Below are 17,029 nucleotides of genomic sequence, written 5' to 3' on the forward strand. Positions count from 1 at the left end.
TGCCCCTACCTTATCATAATATTTCCCGTACGGGAAATATTTGTATATTTAGAAGGTGATGACAACCAAATTTTACCGTACAGGAAAATTAGATACTATCTGAGTCCAGTTATTATATTTTTTACCGTACGGGAAACACAGGTGATATTTCCCCTAAATCAAAAAAAACGCCGGGGTCAGCTTTAAGCAGGCGCTTGGTAGGTCTTATCAAAATAACTATGGTCTAGCTGGCCATGGCTGTCGACCTTTTTGAGGGAGGTATATCGCCTGTTATTTAGTTGAACGCTTTACAGTTCGGACTTTGGATACCGACTTTTTAACATCTGGCCCTGAATGAGCCGCCGGAGCCGCAACACAAAATATTTTTTGACAACCTATATAATGTCACTTCATATTTGTGGCTTTGGGTGAGGACGACAAAATTCGAACCTATGCTCACAAAGTCCCGAAGAGGGATCACCTTGAGCGAGTTGCCCGAGGAAACATGACAAAATTTACTACTGCCCCACCAGTGTCCCACAGCATCATGATCTCCAAACGGCCAAACACTAAAAAGCCTGCTACTCTTGTGTTTTGAGCGCAGGCATTTTGGTACCCCCAGGGGAATTCGAATCTCATAAATCAACATTCTTGATATTTCTACCAAGTTCCTTTTAATCCGTTTTCTCTCTGTAGATACAGGCTTTCAAGCTTCTGATTCTTTTGCATATATCGGTAAAATTCTAACGATTTCTATGCCAGCCGACACAGGAATGACACAGAGATGACACAGGAAAAATCTACTTTTACTTTCTGAATTGGCACAAGGAAAATTACCCCATGGCACCGATCTTGAAACAAAGAAGCCAAGTATTTGACTCCCCCTCCCCTATGCTTACGCTGCAAGCTCCTGTTCCGTTAAGGCTTCCGCTTGCTCCATAACGGTTTTAATCGCTGATTCTTGCTTATCAGGGGGATACTGATACTTTCTCAGGATTCTCCTCACCATAACCCGAAGCTTTGCCCGAACGCTTTCTTTTTTGGTCCAGTCAATGCTGGTATTTTTCTTAACTGTAGCAACCAGCTCTTTGGCAATGGTTTTTAATACATCGTCTCCCAGTTCGAAGACCGCACTATCATTGACCTCTAAAGCCTCATAGAAGGCCGCCTCATCCTCCTGAAGCCCCAATTCCTCGCCTCGGCGGCCTGCCTCTTGAAAATCCTTGGCCATTTCTACCAGCTCATTAATGATCTGAGCGGTTTCCACTTGCTTGGCATAATAGCGTTTAATAGCATTTTCCAGCATTTCGGAAAACTTCCGGGCCTGAACCACATTCTTTTTAGAACGGGTCTTAATGGCATCAGTAAGAAGCTTTCGTAAGAGTTCCAGCGCAAGATTCTTTTTTTCCATCCCTTGTACTTCAGCCAGAAACTCATCCGAAAGAATGGAAATATCAGGGACTTTCAGACCAGCCGCCGAAAATATATCTACAATCTCGGTTGAAGAGACTGCTTTAGAGACAATTTGTTGAAGGGCCGTATCTAATTGATCAACTGTTTTGCCAGAGCCAGCCGAACTTTTAGCAAAAGCCGCCCGGATGGTCTGTAAAAAGCCGACCTCATCCCGAACCTCTATGGCTTCATTGGTAGTGGAGGCTAGAGCGAAAGCGTGAGAAAGCTCCAGCACCATTTGCATGAAGCGCTCCTTACCCTTATCCAGTCCTAAAATATGCTCCATGATCTCTGCAATTGTAGTTAAACGCTCGGAGGGTGTCCCATTGATTCCTTTGCTATAGTCATAGCCATGGAGCAAGTCATTAGCCAGCGCCAGCTTTTCCAGCATAATCGCAATGGCTTCTTCAATCGGAATACCCGCCTCTTTTCGATCCCCTTCGGTATATTCCATCAAGGCTTTTTTGAGGAGATCGGCAATACCGATATAATCCACCACCAAGCCGCCTTGCTTATCTTTGAATACCCGATTGACCCGAGCAATTGCCTGCATCAGGTTATGGCCTTTCATGGGCTTGTCCACATACATGGTATGTAAGCAAGGGGCATCAAAGCCAGTGAGCCACATATCCCGGACAATTACCAGTTTCAAAGGATCTTTGGGATCTTTTAACCGTTTGGCCAATGCGTCCCGTTTGTCTTTACTTCGCACATGGCGTTGCCAGTTTTCCGGGTCAGATGATGAACCAGTCATAATAACCTTGATGGCCCCTTGGTTATCATCATCGCTATGCCACTCAGGACGAATGGCAATCAAGGCATCATAAAGAGCCACACAAATTCGGCGGCTCATCCCAACAATTAAACCTTTACCCGCCATGGCCGCCGTGCGGTTTTCAAAGTGAGTGACAATATCCTGAGCAATGAGATTAACCCGCTTTTCAGCACCTACCAAAGCTTCCATGCGGGACCACTTGGATTTTTCTTTTTCCTTGCGGCCTTCTTCTTCTCCTTCAGTAACCTCCTCAAAGCCCTCATCCAGTTTAGGCTTTTCGGATTCATCCAGTTCAATTTTAGCCAAGCGGCTCTCATAATAGATTCGAACGGTGGCCCCGTCCTCTACGGCCCTCTGAATATCGTAAATATCAATATAATCGCCAAAGACGGCTTGAGTGTTTTTATCGGTTGCCGCCACCGGAGTTCCCGTAAAGCCAATAAAAGAAGCATTGGGTAAGGCTTGGCGAATCATGGCCGCAAAACCTACCGACTTTTCTCCGGTTTTGGCATCAATTTTGGTTTTAAAGCCGTACTGGCTCCGGTGCGCTTCATCGGCAATAACCACAATATTGGAGCGATCCGAGAGTTCCGGGAAAGTTTCCTCCCCTTCCGCCAGTGAGAATTTTTGAATGGTGGTAAAAATAACCCCGCCCGAGCCGGTCTTTAATAAAGCCCGTATATCGTCTCTATCATCGGCCTGAATGGGCTTTTGTCTCAATAACTCATGGCAATTGCCGAACGTGCCAAACAACTGATCATCCAAATCGTTTCGATCTGTCAGGATAACCAGAGTGGGGTTTTTCATGGCCGGATGCTGGATCACTTTGCCGGAATAGAAAACCATGGTCAGGCTTTTGCCCGAACCTTGGGTGTGCCAGACCACACCGGCCCGATGCTGGCCCTGGGTAGCCTCAATAGTGCGTTCAATGGCTTTATTGACGGCATGATACTGGTGATACCCGGCAATCTTTTTGATAATTTTTTTGCCATCATCCTCAAAAACACTGAAATAGCGCAGTAAATCCAGAAATACCCGCTGATTGAATACCCCTTTAATCAGGGTTTCCAGCTCAGAGATCCCTTTGGAGGCTACCGTTTGGCCGTCTACCGTTCGCCAGGGCATAAAGCGTTCAAAGTCTGCGGACAAGGTTCCAATTCTGGCTTCCGGGCCATCCGAGATAACCAGAATCCCATTGGTGTTAAACAGAGGCGAAATATCATTTTTATAATTTTGAAGCTGAGTGTATGCCTTATGAATGGTGGCCTTTTCATCGGCGGGGTTTTTGAGTTCCAGCACCGCCAACGGTAAACCATTGAGAAAAACCACCACATCGGGCCGCCGGTTTTTAGAACCATGTTCCACCGTAAACTGATTGACCGCCAGCCAGTCATTATTGTCCGGGGTTTCAAAATCAATCAGATTGACCGGTACAAACCCGGATGAGCCATCTTCCCGCCGGATTTCCACAGGGATTCCCTGAGCCAGCAATTGATGAAAGGCCCGGTTGGTTTCAATCAGGCTTGGGAGTTCCAGCCGGTGCAAATGCCGGATGGCTTCCTCAATGAGCGCCGGTGGAATACTTGGGTTGATCTTCTCCAGTGAACGCTTTAAGCGGTTATGCAGGAAGGTTTGCTTATAATCGTCTCGCTCGGCCCACATTTCAGAGGGGGCGATATTGGGACCAAAAACGACTTCATATCCCAGCTCTTCCAGCCATGCCAGACTGGCATCTTCAACCACGCTTTCAGTAAAGTTCATGTTCAGGTTCTTCATCACTGACAGAAGACTCAAGCCAAGGTGTTGGATCGAGTAACTTGATGCGAGGGGCAAAAACTGCGTACATCTTGCTGGTATATTCTAAAAACCAATCTTTCATACTTGGCCATTGAGAGAAATCTTGCAAATCAAAACCAGAACGGCTCAACTCAACAATGCTTGTTTTCTTCTCTTCCAAAAGTCGCCAAGCGAGAGCCTGTTCTAACTCACGCTCAACAAAAGCCTTTTGCTCCTCCAGTGCTTTGAAATAAGCCTTGCCTTGCGGATGGGTAATACATAACTCAACTCGAATTTCATTTAAGCGAGTATTGAGAATCAGAGATAATTTAAACCCACTTTTACCCAGTGATACACTGGTCCAATGCTGAGCAGAAGGTTTCATCATTCTGAAAGGAGCGTTATGCCCATCAATCCAGTCTTTTAGCTCCATCCAGAACTTTTGTTGAAGTTGCTTTGTTTCGGTTAACGCTTCTTGCTCTAAATGCTTTGCGCCCTGAACCACTCTTTTGGTCCAGTCATTAGGCTTGGAAATTACATTAAACTTGGGAGCGACCGGAGAATCTCCAATCCTCCATAGTTCCACTTCAAGCCCAAAAAAGTTAAAGCGTTCATCCGTAATTTCATTGAGCCAATCCAAGGCTGAACGGTGTTCTTCAGTAAAACGCTGAGCAATCCAGACGATACTGACAGCCTTTAGACCCGCCGCATAGGTTAATAACTGTCCTAAATGCTTGTGATCCGTTCTTTCAAGCTGGTTTTCGATTAAAACCCAGTTATCCGTATCTAAGTCTTTGCACAGAAGATCCGCACTAAAAGGGCCAACACTTTTTTCCTGCGCTTCCAGCTCCAATTCCAGCCCCACGGCCTCACTTAACAAGGCCAAATTTTCTTCCCGTGCTAGCCAAGGGGTAAACGCAGTCGCTTCATTCTCCCAGATATGCCGTAAATCGACCTTCTCCAGCCGTCCTAATGAGATATTCATCTAAACTTTTTAAACCGTTATCCAAACAATATCAATTTTATATTATTTTAATTTTCCGGAAGGCTTGGTATTAATAGCCTTTGAGACTTTTACCGCCCCGGCAGCAGCAGTTTTAGAGGATTTGGCAGCGGAGCGAAGCGCTTTGGTAGCGACTTGACTGATTTTTTTTCGCATTTCGCCATATTGCCCATTTGCAGAAGCTTTTTCAGAGGAAGAACTCATGTTTGGGCTCCTTTCATCAATTGCTGCCAAGTACTATCATTATAAACGTGAATCATGTTTGCTTCTTGCTCACCCTCGGCAATCAGCACGGGGTTATCATTGGAGTTGTCAAAAACCAGCCAAACATCGGCCAGGGGGATATATTTCTGTTTTAAGTTGTCCATGCTTCGCTCATAGCGACGAAGAACAACATCATCCGGGATATGATGACCGCCATTACGGACTCTTTGCCGAATTCGTTCCATGGATAATTGCGGGGAAGAGAGCCAAAAGTAGAGCAACACAACTTGATACCCTTTCCCCTTGGCTTCTTTCATCAGTTTAACCGGGGTAGAAGCCGCCAAGGTGCTTTCAAAACCAAAGGAAATGCCCTTTTCCAGAAAGTGATGCGCCCGCTCCAGCAATAAGCGACCCGCTTGAATATCTACAGAGGAGGGATTGAGCGGGGAAAGCCCCTTAGCAATCTCATCGGCATTGAGGAACTCCACCAAAGAGAGCGCCTCCGGCAATACGGCCATGGCCGCTGTGGTTTTACCCGCCCCATTCGGCCCGCCAATGACAATCAGTAATGGACTACTAGACTTACTCATCGTCAATGCAACTCTTCATTGCTGAGGGGGTTGGTCAAAAAGCATACTCTATTACGCTTAAGAATCGAAAATGTTTTGTCGTTGATATATGGATTTGATATAAGGCCTCTAAAGTAAGCTTCATAAAGTAAAATCCAATAATTATCCATAAAATAATTATCTTCTGTGTTGGTTATACCGGATATGAACTCTAAAACTTTGTGATTATTTTCTTCATAATTTAATAGAGCTGTTATTGCCAGGCAGTCTTTTGTTTCTATAACAGCCTCAACACACTTTGGATCAGCGTTTAAACCTTGTTTCTGTAAGAAATACAAGGACCAAACCATAGCATCTGAACGCTTATATTTTGCATTCTCTCTTAAAATACTACTTAGTTCCTGCTCAGTATAGGAGAGCCACTTATTTCTGAATGAACGGGTCCAATTATCAAAAATATTATCGCTAACAAAACGTAATGAAGGTAACAATATTGGGTAATGGAAAGAAAGTCCAAGCAAACGTTTTTTAAAGTCAATAATAGAGTCTGTCTTTTTTTCCAATCTTGATGCAATAGAGTTAATGGCAAACTTTAAAACACTACCATTAGGACTTTTTTTATGGATATCCACAGCATAGTCAATAAAACTCAAGGCGTCTCTCAGTTTAATATCTTTACCTTGTGGCATTCTGGTAGACAAATCCGAAACCCAAACATCATTAATATTTGCAGGTAAAGTTATAATTTCAGTCTTTTTCAGGTTAAGACACAGCTTGAAATCCAAAAGCTTTTCTGACAAATCCGTTATAAAATGTTCTGCCTCTTCATAAGTGTCACAATAGCATTTATAATCATCAATAAAGCGTACAAATGAATATTTTTCTGAAAGCTCAGCGTCTATCTTCTCTAATAATAATTCTGCAATGATGTTGGAAGCACCAGGACCAATAGCTATACCATTGGTCTCACCTCTTTTATTCTTCTGAACATACCTATCCAGCTGATTATACCATTTGTCCACTTCATTTTTTGTGCGTTTCGCTTCCTGAACTCCAACAGCAGCCCAAGGTATCGCATGAGAATAAATACTTGGATAAAAATTGGTAATATCAGTATGAACTAGAAACTGTTTTCCAAATGACTTGCGAAATTCTCGATCTTTCCGAACTCTAAAACCTTCATAATCCATAATAATCATTCGTCCGTCACTATGTTTTTTAGGACGAATAAGGCTGTTTTTATTTTTTGATATTTTTGAAATTTCAGCCCAATTCTCATGTAAGCAAAAGCATAAATGTGCATATGCCTTGGGATGAGGAATATTCATAAGCCGAAAGAGATTATTATGCCGTGTAAAACGGATATCTACCTGATCATAGCCCTCTTTCCTTGGCTTGGAATTGTTCAAACTACGAAGTTGACTAGCTACTTCTCTACTAAAAGTAATCGTTGAGAAGAAAGGCGGAAGTTCATCTTTTTTTTCTTTTTGGTTCGGAAAGTAATTTTGTGTGAGTAGTGCTGTTAATAAGCTGTCCGCATCAAGACTCATGCTAGCGTCTCCACCAGAGATTGCGCTTGCTGCACCCGAATTTCCCCGCTCATCAGCTTGGGGAGGAGGGAGTCACGAGTTTGCATCAAAGTTTTGGATTCGATGTTGCCAAGTATCGCTTTTTCGACAAGAGGGGTGAAAATTGAACTCATCTTTATTAAAAGAGAATCATGAGGTACCAAGGCTTTAGCATCTTTTAGATGATGTCGCTGAATATGCCCCATAGTGGTAGCCTTGCTGGCTGCAATATGTTGAAAATCTGCCAAGTGGTGTTTTGTCCATAAGTAATAAAACCACTTGGGATAAACGCCTGATGAAACTTTGAATAAGTGTTGATTTAACGCCCCTTTTCCTCCACACCAAAGCACTACTTCAAGACTACCAGACCAAGAAAATAAAACATCTCCATCATTAATGACATACGCAGGAGGTATATTTATACTGGCTCTATCAGCGTCTTTTGTATCCCCTTTTCGGAGTTGGGCAATTTTAATAACAGGTAAAAAGTCATTATTATCTGGCGGAAATTTTTGTAACGCCAAGCCATTTAAATAGGTAGCAATTTCATCAAGGCTCTTAACTTCCCACCCCTTCGGGATCTCTCCCAGCTCGCTATCCTCAAACCCATCCGGGAAGAGGGCTGCAATCTCGGGGGCCAAGCCTTCCGGTTGGCGACCTTCGGCTTTGGCCCGCACGGGGTCGAAATCCACAAACCAGCTTTTAAACAGCGCCTTGGCCATGGCCTCCAGCGTTTCGTTCATCCGCCGGTTGACTTCAATTTTGTCATTTAAGGCAACTAAAATATTTACAATACTTATTTGAGACTCAAGCTCATAATCAAATATGTCAAATCTTAACAGATCCTGAATTTGAATATTCGGCTGAGTTGAAGTCCCAAAAGCTATAGTATTAATAAACTCTTTAAAAGCATTTGATTGCAATTGAAAGTAAATAAATTCTGGCAAATAAAGATCTGTATTAATCTTCAGTCTAATTAAGCCATTATTAAAAACAGAATTATAGTCTTTTTCAATAAGCTGATTTACCCCCACAGAACCACCAGTTCTAGCAACAAAAATATCGTTCTTTTTCAACTGAAATCTTGAAAAGTCCTGACTGGAAACAGTGCAAAACCCCCAACTTTCAAAAGATTTTTTCTGAGAAATGTCCGTAATTCTTAAACATCTAAAACCAGTGTCATAATCAACAATAGGAGCTCTTTTGATAGCATCTGCCCCTGTATTAGCTTTAATAACAGCCTCTTTTAAAGTTTTAATCCCCATAACCCACCTTTGCCAATTGTTTTGCTATTTCATCATCCAGGTGTCGGCTCTCGGCCAGTTGGTTTTTTAGGGTAGTGGTCAGGCGTTGCATTTTTTCGGTAAAGGGTTCGCCGTCCTCTTCTTCCTCGGCGGCTCCCACATAGCGGCCGGGGGTTAGCACATGGCCGTGTTGGCGCACATCCTCCAGCGTGGCGCTTTTGCAAAAGCCGGGTATGTCTTTATAACCATCGGCAAATTCGGTTTGGTAAGGCTGGCCCTCATCATCCTTGCGGAAGGGGTCTTTCAGGGGTTCGCCCCGCCATGCGTGGTAAGCATCGGCAATTTTATAAATATCGGCCTTGCTCAGGTTGCGGTGTACCCGGTCTTCCAGGTAGCCCAGTTTGCGGGCATCAATAAACAAAATCTCCCCCCGGCGGTCCCGCAATTTGGCATCGCCGCCGTTGTAGGGGTATTTAATCAGCCCATTGCTGCGATCCTTGGCTAAAAACCACAGGCAAACCGGAATTTGGGTGGTGTAAAACAACTGTCCCGGCAAGGCCACCATGCAATCCACCAGATTGGATTCAATCAGGTTTTTGCGAATCTCGCCTTCCCCGCTAGTATTGGAACTCATGGAGCCATTGGCCAGTACAAACCCGGCAAACCCTCGGGGGGATAGATGATGCACCATATGTTGCACCCAGGCCATGTTGGCGTTCCCCACCGGGGGAATGCCATGTTGCCAGCGGGCATCTTCCCGCAAATGCTGGCCGCCCCAATCGCTAATGTTAAAGGGCGGGTTGGCCAAAATGAAATCCGCTTTCATGTCCTTGTGCAGGTTATTGTGGAAGCTATCGGCGTTTTGTTGGCCAATATCGCCATCAATGCCCCGAATGGCCAGGTTCATTTTACACAAACGCCAGGTGGTGGGGTTGCTCTCTTGCCCGTAAATGGAAATATCCCCTCGCTTGCCCTCATGAGCGGAAATGAACTTTTCCGATTGCACAAACATACCGCCTGAACCGCAACAGGGATCATAAATGCGGCCTTTGTAGGGTTCCAGCATTTCCACCAATACCTGAACCACGGAAGGCGGGGTATAGAACTCGCCGCCACCCTTGCCCTCTGCACTGGCAAAACGCCCTAAAAAGTATTCATACACTCGGCCCAGCAAATCTTTTTGGCGGCTCACACTATCGCCCAGGCCCATATTGCCAATGAGATCGATCAATTCGCCCAGGCGTTGTTTATCCAGAGACGGGCGGTTGTAATCCCTTGGCAAAATACCTTTTAAAGAGACGTTTTCCCGCTCAATGGCCAGCATGGCATCATCTAAAAGCTTTCCAATCTCGGGGCTTTTGGCTTTTTCCACAATGGATTGCCAGCGGGCTTCTTTAGGAACCCAAAAAACATTCTCCGCCGTATATTCGTCCTTGTGTTCCGGGTCTGCACCTTCGTCCTCCTGAGATTTCAGGATTTGGTATTGCTCTTCAAAGGCATCGGAAATGAATTTTAGGAAGATTAAGCCCAGGGCGATATGCTTGTATTCCGCCGGGTCCATATGGCCCCGCATCTTATCCGCCGCCAGCCAAAGCTGTTGCTCAAAGCTTAAAGTCGATACTTTACCCGTTTTAGGGGACTTCTTACCACCCGCCATAAGGATTCTCCACGCTGTCTGTTTTTTATGAGCTGGCCATGGCTGAGAGTAATACTTTCTTGTAGGGCCATGGCTTGAGAGTGATCTTTTCGGTTGAGCTTGAGGCTCAACAATACTTAACAAATCATAATACAAAAGTAACGCATGCAAAGCCCCCTCCCATAGTAGGGTAAAGCGCTAGGCCAAGGCACTTTGAACCATCCAGTTCATCATCCGGGTGAGACGGGTTTTAGAGAGATCGGAGGTTAGCACCATAAATTGGGTCAATGAGGTCATCCGGGCCAATCGCTTCAATGCGCCCCGCTCCAAGTGATTGACGGGAATAGAGTAGCCTAGAACCGCTTTTGTAATCGCTTGAATAACCCGGTGGCAATGACTCGCTGAAACAGGCCGCCCTCGTTTCTGACCATGGCCGGAAGTGAAGAGGTAAGCTTCCCCCTCTTCCTCTCGCTCTGCCATCCAGTCCCGCCAATAGCTGGCAATCCAGGGCAACGATAAATCCAGCGAGAGGAAGCGTTCCACACTGCCCCGCCGACAAGGGAGCCTTTCTCTATAGGTTAATAGGCCCGGCTCTCCCGCCAGTTTCAAAAGCGGTAAGGTTTTCAGGGGAACGCCATAGCCCAGCACACAAACCAGCATCAGCCCGGCCATGGCCGGAAGCGCCTCATGCGTCAAGGCATCCAACAGCTTTTCAATCTCTTCACTGGTGGCAGATTCAGTCACCCCCAAAAGCCGGGGAGCTTTCACCGTGTAATCCGGCACCCGGTAGCCACCTTCAACCGCTTCCTGATAATAGTACAGCATGGCCCGAATACGCCCTAATATCTCCTTTTTGGATGAGTTCTTATACCCATTGGCCCGATACAGCAAGTACCGCTGAAGCTCAAGATTGCCAATCTCGTTTAATCCGTTCAGGCCATGGCCATTCATCCAAGCCCGGAACTTGCGGGCTTCTCTTAAAATGTCTGTCATACTACGGAGAGAAAAGCCCTTGCTTTCCATCCAGTAAACAAAGCCCTCTGTAAATGTCTTTTCATTTGCTGGCAAGCCTTGTACGCCCCGCCAAACCAGCAACCCATCCTGAATGGTGGATAAATCCACCTTTAAACAGCCATGGCGGGCTAACAAAAATAGCATCCAGCGCATGGCTAGCTGGATTTCATACCGCCCCATATTCGGCAAAGCCTGAAACAGTAATGCTTCCGCTTGGCAAAAGGTTTTCACATCTTCAATCAGGGGAAAAGCCACCCGATCCGCCATTTCCATAATGGTTCTCAGGTGTTCCAAATCCAATTGAGAGAAACTTGGCTTCGCTTCCCAGGCGCTTTGGAGATTGAGCATAATCCCCGGTTCTGAATCCGGCTTGGGGGAAGTAAGGCTTCCAGCCCATGAGCCATGGCCTCAAAATAAGGCCGGATGGCTTGGGGCAAATCCGCCATTAGAAAAACTGACTGGGATCAACCATGAAGGGTTCGCTTGTTTGAGAAGATTTCCCAAAAGGCTGAATCAAAACCGGCTGGCGAATGAGCGCTTCCGGCGTAATGATGAGAAGGCTTTCCAGTGGGACCTGTAATAAGGTGCAAAGGTATTGAGCCGTTTCCAAACGGATTTGAGCGGGCGCTTTCTTGAGCAACTTATCCAGAGCCACCCGGCTAATCTGAATCCCCAGCCTATCCGCCATGGCCGCTTGCAATTGAGAAGCATTCCGAATGCCTCGATCTTGCATCACCGCCTGAAGTTGCCACTCAACGGCCATGGCCGGGCATCCTTCCCAGTAATGGCGGCCCGGAGGGTGTGGCTTTCTGCTTACAATCTCCCATATAGTGGGAAATGGTACTGGTCCAAACCCAGCCCGTGTTGCGCTTGAGTTCAAAGATATTGCCGCCTTGCTCCAGATAGTGACGGGTATAGGTGCGGCGAAAACCATGCCAGCCAAAGCCAGCTTCCACAAAGATGGGCAAGCCAGCGGCCTGAATTTTTTCAATCAGCTCATCCATCCAGTGATGAGCCGTATTACTGCTTAACCTTTGGCCATGGCGGTTCTGAAACAGGGCTTCTCCCTTATTACGGGGAAAAGACTTCAGAAAATCAGAGAACGTTGCTTTCACCAAAGCGGAAAGTGGAACGACCCGTTTTCTATCGCCTGATCCATTGGAGCCTTTACCCCGTAAGACCACACAAACACCATCCGGCAAAATGAAATGCTCCGGTTGCAGGCCCAGTATTTCCTTGAGCCGCAAGCCCATTTCCCCGGCAATCACACACATTAAATGAAGCTGGCTGGCCTTGAGTCGTTTATCTATGGATAAACCCGGCTGGATCTGACTCCAGGTGAACTTGAGCCATTGCTGATATTCCGATGCCTCTAAATAGTTCCGGTTGGGTGTGCGATCCGCTTGGTTCCGGGGAATGGTATAGCGGTTGACGGGGGATTCAATGGGGCCATACAGGCTTGGCAGATACAGAGACGGCTGGCCTTCAATGGAAACCGTGGGATTGTCTTTCAGGTATCGACAATAGCGATCGATAGACTTGAGGCAAGCCACCGCACCCGCCTTAGAGGGAATATCCCGGTAAACCGCTTCTCGTACTTTGGCCGCCTGATAGGGATTGAACAAATCAAAGGTATCCACCAGTTTTTGAGCGTCAACCCGTTCAGGATCCGCAATAGATACTTTTGAGCAAACATCCTGAAGCCGCCGGATTTCATTCACTCGGTATTTGTCAGTCAGGCACCGATGCCGAAAGCTCTCCTCATAGGCGGCCATGGCCAGCTCATGATGAAAAGGCCGATCGGATTCATTCTGAATAATGGTGGCGGGTGACTCAAGCAACATGGCCATGGCTTTCTGCAACCAACGGTTTCATTTTGGGGTGCAACTGGCGGTTTACAAGAGAGGTTTTGGCGCTAGAGGCTTGGCTTTCACTTTTGAAGAACCGGCAGATAATGAGTAATATCTTTGGCTTTGTATCATTCCAATCAACTAATTGCACTCCACATGATTCAACGGTTTGATCGAAGATGCCAGTCAATTTAACCGGATGTTTGAAGGCTTGCGGAGCCATATTAGGAATGCTATTCTGGCATGTATTACTTTGATCGTTAGCGAGCCTGGCTTCCGTTCCGGCTTCAATCAGGGAGCCTTGAGAATTCGAGCCAACACCGGAGTTGGTTTGAGAAGTGGTCTGCAGCTTCTCCCAGAGTAACTCCAGTTTTTTCAATGCTTCAGAGTTGACTTCCCTCCCGCCCGGAGCATCATTCCCAAGTTTTTGAGTGCTTGCTTGCGAAGTAACAGTGGGTGACTTGGATTCACTGGGTAAATCAGCGGGGTTTACCGTCAACTCTTTTTTCTTTTTTAAATTAACCCTTTGTTTTCTACCATTGGCTTGATTAACCACTTCTTTTATCGAGCCAGTCAGTTTAACCGCTTGCTTGAAGGATTGCGGGGTTGTAGTAGAAATGCTATTCTTAAAATTAGAGCTTAAGCCTCCATTCTCGAGGGGATTACTCCTCCCAAGCGCATCAAGAGGAGTAACGTCCAAAGAGGTAGTTCCAGGCTTGGTGGAATTGTTGATGTCGGGTACAACCTTAGGCTCTCTTTTATTTATATTAGGTTTAGCCTTAAGCCCCAGTCTCTGATTTTTCGGTTTCATTGGTAGCAGATGACACAAAAGAGGCCTCAAGAAGACCGGATTGAGTGGAAGTTGAGTGGCGCCCTTCCTAAACCCTTTCATTGTTGTCTGGTAGTTCATATATTTGCTTTGAGCCTCTGCGCTGGCACCGTCGATTCCGGTTAATAGAAGATGGTGTTGGGAAGAGGTACCAGGCCCGGAGCTGGTAGTTTGGGAGCTGCGCGTCCCTTCCCAAAGCCAATTTTTGATTTCACTCAATCCCATCGTTCCTAGATCCTTGTTAATCGAGCTTGTGCAGTACTGAACGCTTTACCACCTGCATTCAGCCACGCATCCAAATCTTCTTTAAAATAGAAGATGCGCCCCCGCTTGATAAACTGCGGGCCGCTGCCATCACAGCGCATCATGGCCAAGGTTTTTTCTTTAAGGCCCAGGTATTTGGCGGCGTTTACCGTATCCAAACGCCCATCCGGGAACACTTCTACCTGAATTTTCAAGGTTTCCAAAGCTCTTCTCTCCATCCAAAAAACGAATTCATGTATCACTGGAGAACACTTTAATCAAATTGTTGACTTGATGCAATGGCTGAGATAAAACTAGAACATTCCAGAAGAAACATTTGAGGACAACATGGCCAAAAAAGCATCAAAAGGCTCTCAGAACAAGGCCGAAGCACTCACAATGAGAGTAAATCCAAAACTAAAGTATGGATTGGAACTCCTTTGTAGAAAGCAACATAGAACCTTAACTTCAGTTATGGAAAGGGCTCTTAGCGCTTTGGTAAATGACCCTGACGAGGGATTAGCGATCAATGACTCAACAGGCTTCACTCTCAGTGAGCCCACCTTGATGCTTGATCGGTTATGGGATCCCTCTGAAGTGGTTAGACTCATCAGGCTGGCATACGATTGGCCTCAATTGATGGCCTATGAAGAAGAACTAATCTGGAAGACCATTTGTGATAACGCTTTTTATTGGGTTGGAGAAAGCCGCTCTGATGAATTCATTTGGGACACCAGAGATGAGTCCAACTTAAACATTCAAAAAGTTATTGCAGACTGGGAAACTTTAAAAAAAGTCCCTGACGAACCAAATGCCGTCAAACTTTTAACACATTGGATGCCAGTTGAAAGAAAAGTTGAAGGGCGAAGAGTTGTTACACAAAACAATTCTGAAACCCTTACTGAAGACGATATTCCATTTTAAAGAAAGATGTCCATGACAAAGAAGTTTGATATTCTTACCCGCCCGAACATGCGAAAGCTGGAACCCGGTCAACGGGTTCAGGAACATGGCATTATTTTTGAACGCCTTACCAATGGGGATGGCCGATTTATCGTGAATATCAGGGTGGATACAAAGCGGGTTCATAGAACGGTTGGCTTGGAGTCTGAAGGCGTTACCCGAGAGGATGCCGAAAAGTTTATTGAGCAAGCCCGGACCGATGCCCGGCACGAACGGTTAAACCTTCCTAAAGGCAGAAAAACCATTGTGGGCTTTAAAGAGGCTTCGCAAAAATATATTGCCCGCCTCAGAGAAGGAGACGGCAAAGATATAGAGAAGAAAGAGCAAAGGCTCAAGAATCATTTGATCCCGTACTTCAAATCAAAGCCCTTGATGGAGCTGACCAGCTTTGAGCTTGAACGGTATAAAAAATACCGGAAGGGGAAAGAAGCCATGCCCGCAACGATCAATCGTGAGCTGGCAGTTATTTCGCATTTATTGAATCGGGCCGTTGAGTGGGATTGGATTAGCCACTTACCAGGGAAACCAAAGCTTTTATTAAAAGAAGACAATGCCCGGACTGTCTACCTCACACCTGAACAATGTAATAGGCTATTAGAAATGGCCAAAAGTGACAGGAACCCGCAAATTTATTTGTTCATCCTGATTGGCTTGGAAACGGCCATGCGGAAGACTGAGATTTTAACGGTGAAGGTTGAGAATATTGATTTTACAACCCAAACAATTTTTATACCCAAGGCAAAAGCCGGTGCAAGGGTACAGCCAATCACAAGACGGTTAGCGGAATGCTTGGGTACTCATATTTCCGGCCATGGCTTGAGAGAAGGCTGGCTGTTTCCGAGCATTGGCAACTTTAAATCCAAATCAGGCTATTCCACCAGTATGGAAGAGGCTTTTCGCCGGGTTGTTACAAATGCGGGATTGGATGCTAAAGAAATAACGCCGCACGTTTTAAGGCACACCGCCACCACACATTTGGTTCAGGCCGGGGTAGATCTTCCAACAGTTCAGGCGATTACTGGCCATAAGACCCCATCAATGGTTTACCGCTACAGCCATCATAACAATGAGCATATCCAACAGGCCATGGATCGGCTGCAAGAGAAATATGACTCTGGTAAAAAAAACGAGTCACTGACACAGGAACGACACAGACCCCTAAAAACTCAAAAGTCTCAGGAGGCTAAAAAGCTTTCTGAGACTGGATTCTCTAATGAGAAAGAGTGGTACCCCCAATGGGGCGAACTTATTAATACGATATCTTTACACGGCCCGTTGATTTCTCGGCTTTTTGTAAAGCTGGCGGCCTGAATCTTTACAAATTAAAAAAGCCCCCAGCGAACCGGGGGCTTTTAGTTAAGCGGATATTACAGAATCAACCGCCTGATCAATCAGCTTGTTAATTGATATGTTCCGGCGATTGGCTTCTTTCGCTATCTGGTAATGTTTTTCAGGCTTTGTACGGTAGGCGATTTGGCCTTTGAATTCTTCAGGTTTGGGAGGCTCCTGAATAGGCGTCCCATCTTCAATAGAGGCTTCAATGTGAAGCTGTAGCGCCTCCATTAAATTGTTCATCGCTTCCGCTGGTGTTGCGCCGTCTGAAAAACACTTCCATTCATTTACCCTAGAGGCATAATATTCCCGGCCTTTTTCGTTGTGTCGCTCAACGCTGAAAGACCAAGGGAGATTAATGTAATATTCCAGATTTTTAACGGTTTCTTTCATTGTAAACCCTTCCTAATGGCCTTTGAGGTGGGGGAGGGTCTAATGACCCAACCCCCTAAGGATTTCGCAAAGCTGGTGGAGATATACCGGCTTTACCTGAGAAGCGGCGGGAATGGTGATCCGGCTGGCTCCCTTGGCGAAAGTGATATGGCTTCCAGCTTGGCGGGCGCTGAATCCTAGACCGGTCAATAGGGCTTTG

General features: G+C 45.9%; 16 protein-coding genes. 3 read left to right on the forward strand and 13 right to left on the reverse strand.

The window, feature by feature from the left end:
* Window positions 1–874: 874 nt before the first annotated feature.
* The 12 genes from ACEW81_RS00150 to ACEW81_RS00205 form a co-directional block, all read right to left on the reverse strand.
* Window positions 875–3,967: a type I restriction endonuclease subunit R gene (locus ACEW81_RS00150; RefSeq protein ID WP_373530934.1), complete on the reverse strand. Its 3,093-nt coding sequence runs from the start codon at window positions 3,965–3,967 to the stop codon at window positions 875–877.
* Complete coding sequence (locus ACEW81_RS00155; RefSeq protein WP_373530935.1) at window positions 3,954–4,967, reverse strand: DUF4268 domain-containing protein; 1,014 nt, start codon at window positions 4,965–4,967, stop codon at window positions 3,954–3,956. The genes ACEW81_RS00150 and ACEW81_RS00155 overlap by 14 nt, the downstream gene beginning before the upstream one ends.
* Window positions 4,968–5,009: 42 nt before the next feature.
* Entirely contained in the window at window positions 5,010–5,189 is a 180-nt protein-coding gene (locus tag ACEW81_RS00160) for a hypothetical protein (RefSeq protein ID WP_373530936.1), read from the reverse strand.
* Window positions 5,186–5,779 carry a zeta toxin family protein gene (locus tag ACEW81_RS00165; protein ID WP_373530937.1) on the reverse strand — a complete coding sequence of 198 codons (594 nt, stop codon included), beginning with the start codon at window positions 5,777–5,779 and terminating at the stop codon, window positions 5,186–5,188. Before ACEW81_RS00165 ends, ACEW81_RS00160 begins: the two co-directional genes overlap by 4 nt.
* A 2-nt stretch (window positions 5,780–5,781) precedes the next feature.
* Window positions 5,782–7,308: an antiviral reverse transcriptase Drt4 gene (gene drt4, locus ACEW81_RS00170; RefSeq protein ID WP_373530938.1), complete on the reverse strand. Its 1,527-nt coding sequence runs from the start codon at window positions 7,306–7,308 to the stop codon at window positions 5,782–5,784.
* Window positions 7,305–8,591, reverse strand: coding sequence for a restriction endonuclease subunit S (locus ACEW81_RS00175; RefSeq protein WP_373530939.1), 1,287 nt, complete (start codon window positions 8,589–8,591; stop codon window positions 7,305–7,307). Before ACEW81_RS00175 ends, drt4 begins: the two co-directional genes overlap by 4 nt.
* Window positions 8,581–10,227 (reverse strand): type I restriction-modification system subunit M, encoded by a 1,647-nt coding sequence (locus tag ACEW81_RS00180; protein WP_373530940.1) that lies wholly within the window; start codon window positions 10,225–10,227, stop codon window positions 8,581–8,583. The genes ACEW81_RS00175 and ACEW81_RS00180 overlap by 11 nt, the downstream gene beginning before the upstream one ends.
* Window positions 10,228–10,404: 177 nt before the next feature.
* Window positions 10,405–11,520 carry a hypothetical protein gene (locus ACEW81_RS00185; protein ID WP_373530941.1) on the reverse strand — a complete coding sequence of 372 codons (1,116 nt, stop codon included), beginning with the start codon at window positions 11,518–11,520 and terminating at the stop codon, window positions 10,405–10,407.
* Between the two features lie 145 nt (window positions 11,521–11,665).
* On the reverse strand, window positions 11,666–11,983 hold the full coding sequence (locus ACEW81_RS00190; protein ID WP_373530942.1) for a helix-turn-helix domain-containing protein: 318 nt from the start codon (window positions 11,981–11,983) through the stop codon (window positions 11,666–11,668).
* A complete protein-coding gene (locus ACEW81_RS00195; protein WP_373530943.1) occupies window positions 11,973–13,064 on the reverse strand; it encodes a tyrosine-type recombinase/integrase in 1,092 nt (363 codons plus the stop codon). Before ACEW81_RS00195 ends, ACEW81_RS00190 begins: the two co-directional genes overlap by 11 nt.
* The gene (locus tag ACEW81_RS00200; RefSeq protein WP_373530944.1) at window positions 13,054–14,124 is read right to left on the reverse strand and encodes a hypothetical protein; all 1,071 of its coding nucleotides are present in this window, start codon (window positions 14,122–14,124) and stop codon (window positions 13,054–13,056) included. Before ACEW81_RS00200 ends, ACEW81_RS00195 begins: the two co-directional genes overlap by 11 nt.
* Before the next feature lie 5 nt (window positions 14,125–14,129).
* Window positions 14,130–14,366 carry a helix-turn-helix domain-containing protein gene (locus ACEW81_RS00205; RefSeq protein WP_373530945.1) on the reverse strand — a complete coding sequence of 79 codons (237 nt, stop codon included), beginning with the start codon at window positions 14,364–14,366 and terminating at the stop codon, window positions 14,130–14,132.
* A gap of 124 nt (window positions 14,367–14,490) precedes the next feature.
* Between ACEW81_RS00205 and ACEW81_RS00210 the strand changes: the two genes are divergently transcribed.
* Together ACEW81_RS00210 and ACEW81_RS00215 are read left to right on the forward strand one after the other, a co-directional pair.
* A complete protein-coding gene (locus tag ACEW81_RS00210) occupies window positions 14,491–15,066 on the forward strand; it encodes a hypothetical protein (RefSeq protein ID WP_373530946.1) in 576 nt (191 codons plus the stop codon).
* A gap of 12 nt (window positions 15,067–15,078) precedes the next feature.
* Window positions 15,079–16,416, forward strand: a complete 1,338-nt coding sequence (locus ACEW81_RS00215; RefSeq protein WP_373530947.1) for a tyrosine-type recombinase/integrase — start codon at window positions 15,079–15,081, stop codon at window positions 16,414–16,416.
* A gap of 45 nt (window positions 16,417–16,461) precedes the next feature.
* Here ACEW81_RS00215 and ACEW81_RS00220 read toward each other — a convergent pair whose 3' ends face one another.
* Complete coding sequence (locus ACEW81_RS00220; protein ID WP_373530948.1) at window positions 16,462–16,830, reverse strand: type II toxin-antitoxin system HicB family antitoxin; 369 nt, start codon at window positions 16,828–16,830, stop codon at window positions 16,462–16,464.
* 42 nt (window positions 16,831–16,872) lie between these two features.
* On the opposite strand from ACEW81_RS00220, the gene ACEW81_RS00225 reads away from it, so the two are divergent.
* Window positions 16,873–17,010 carry a hypothetical protein gene (locus ACEW81_RS00225; protein WP_373530949.1) on the forward strand — a complete coding sequence of 46 codons (138 nt, stop codon included), beginning with the start codon at window positions 16,873–16,875 and terminating at the stop codon, window positions 17,008–17,010.
* Window positions 17,011–17,029: the final 19 nt, after the last annotated feature.

Origin of the sequence: Vampirovibrio sp. (assembly GCF_041737375.1) — a bacterium.
Taxonomy (GTDB): domain Bacteria; phylum Cyanobacteriota; class Vampirovibrionia; order Vampirovibrionales; family Vampirovibrionaceae; genus Vampirovibrio.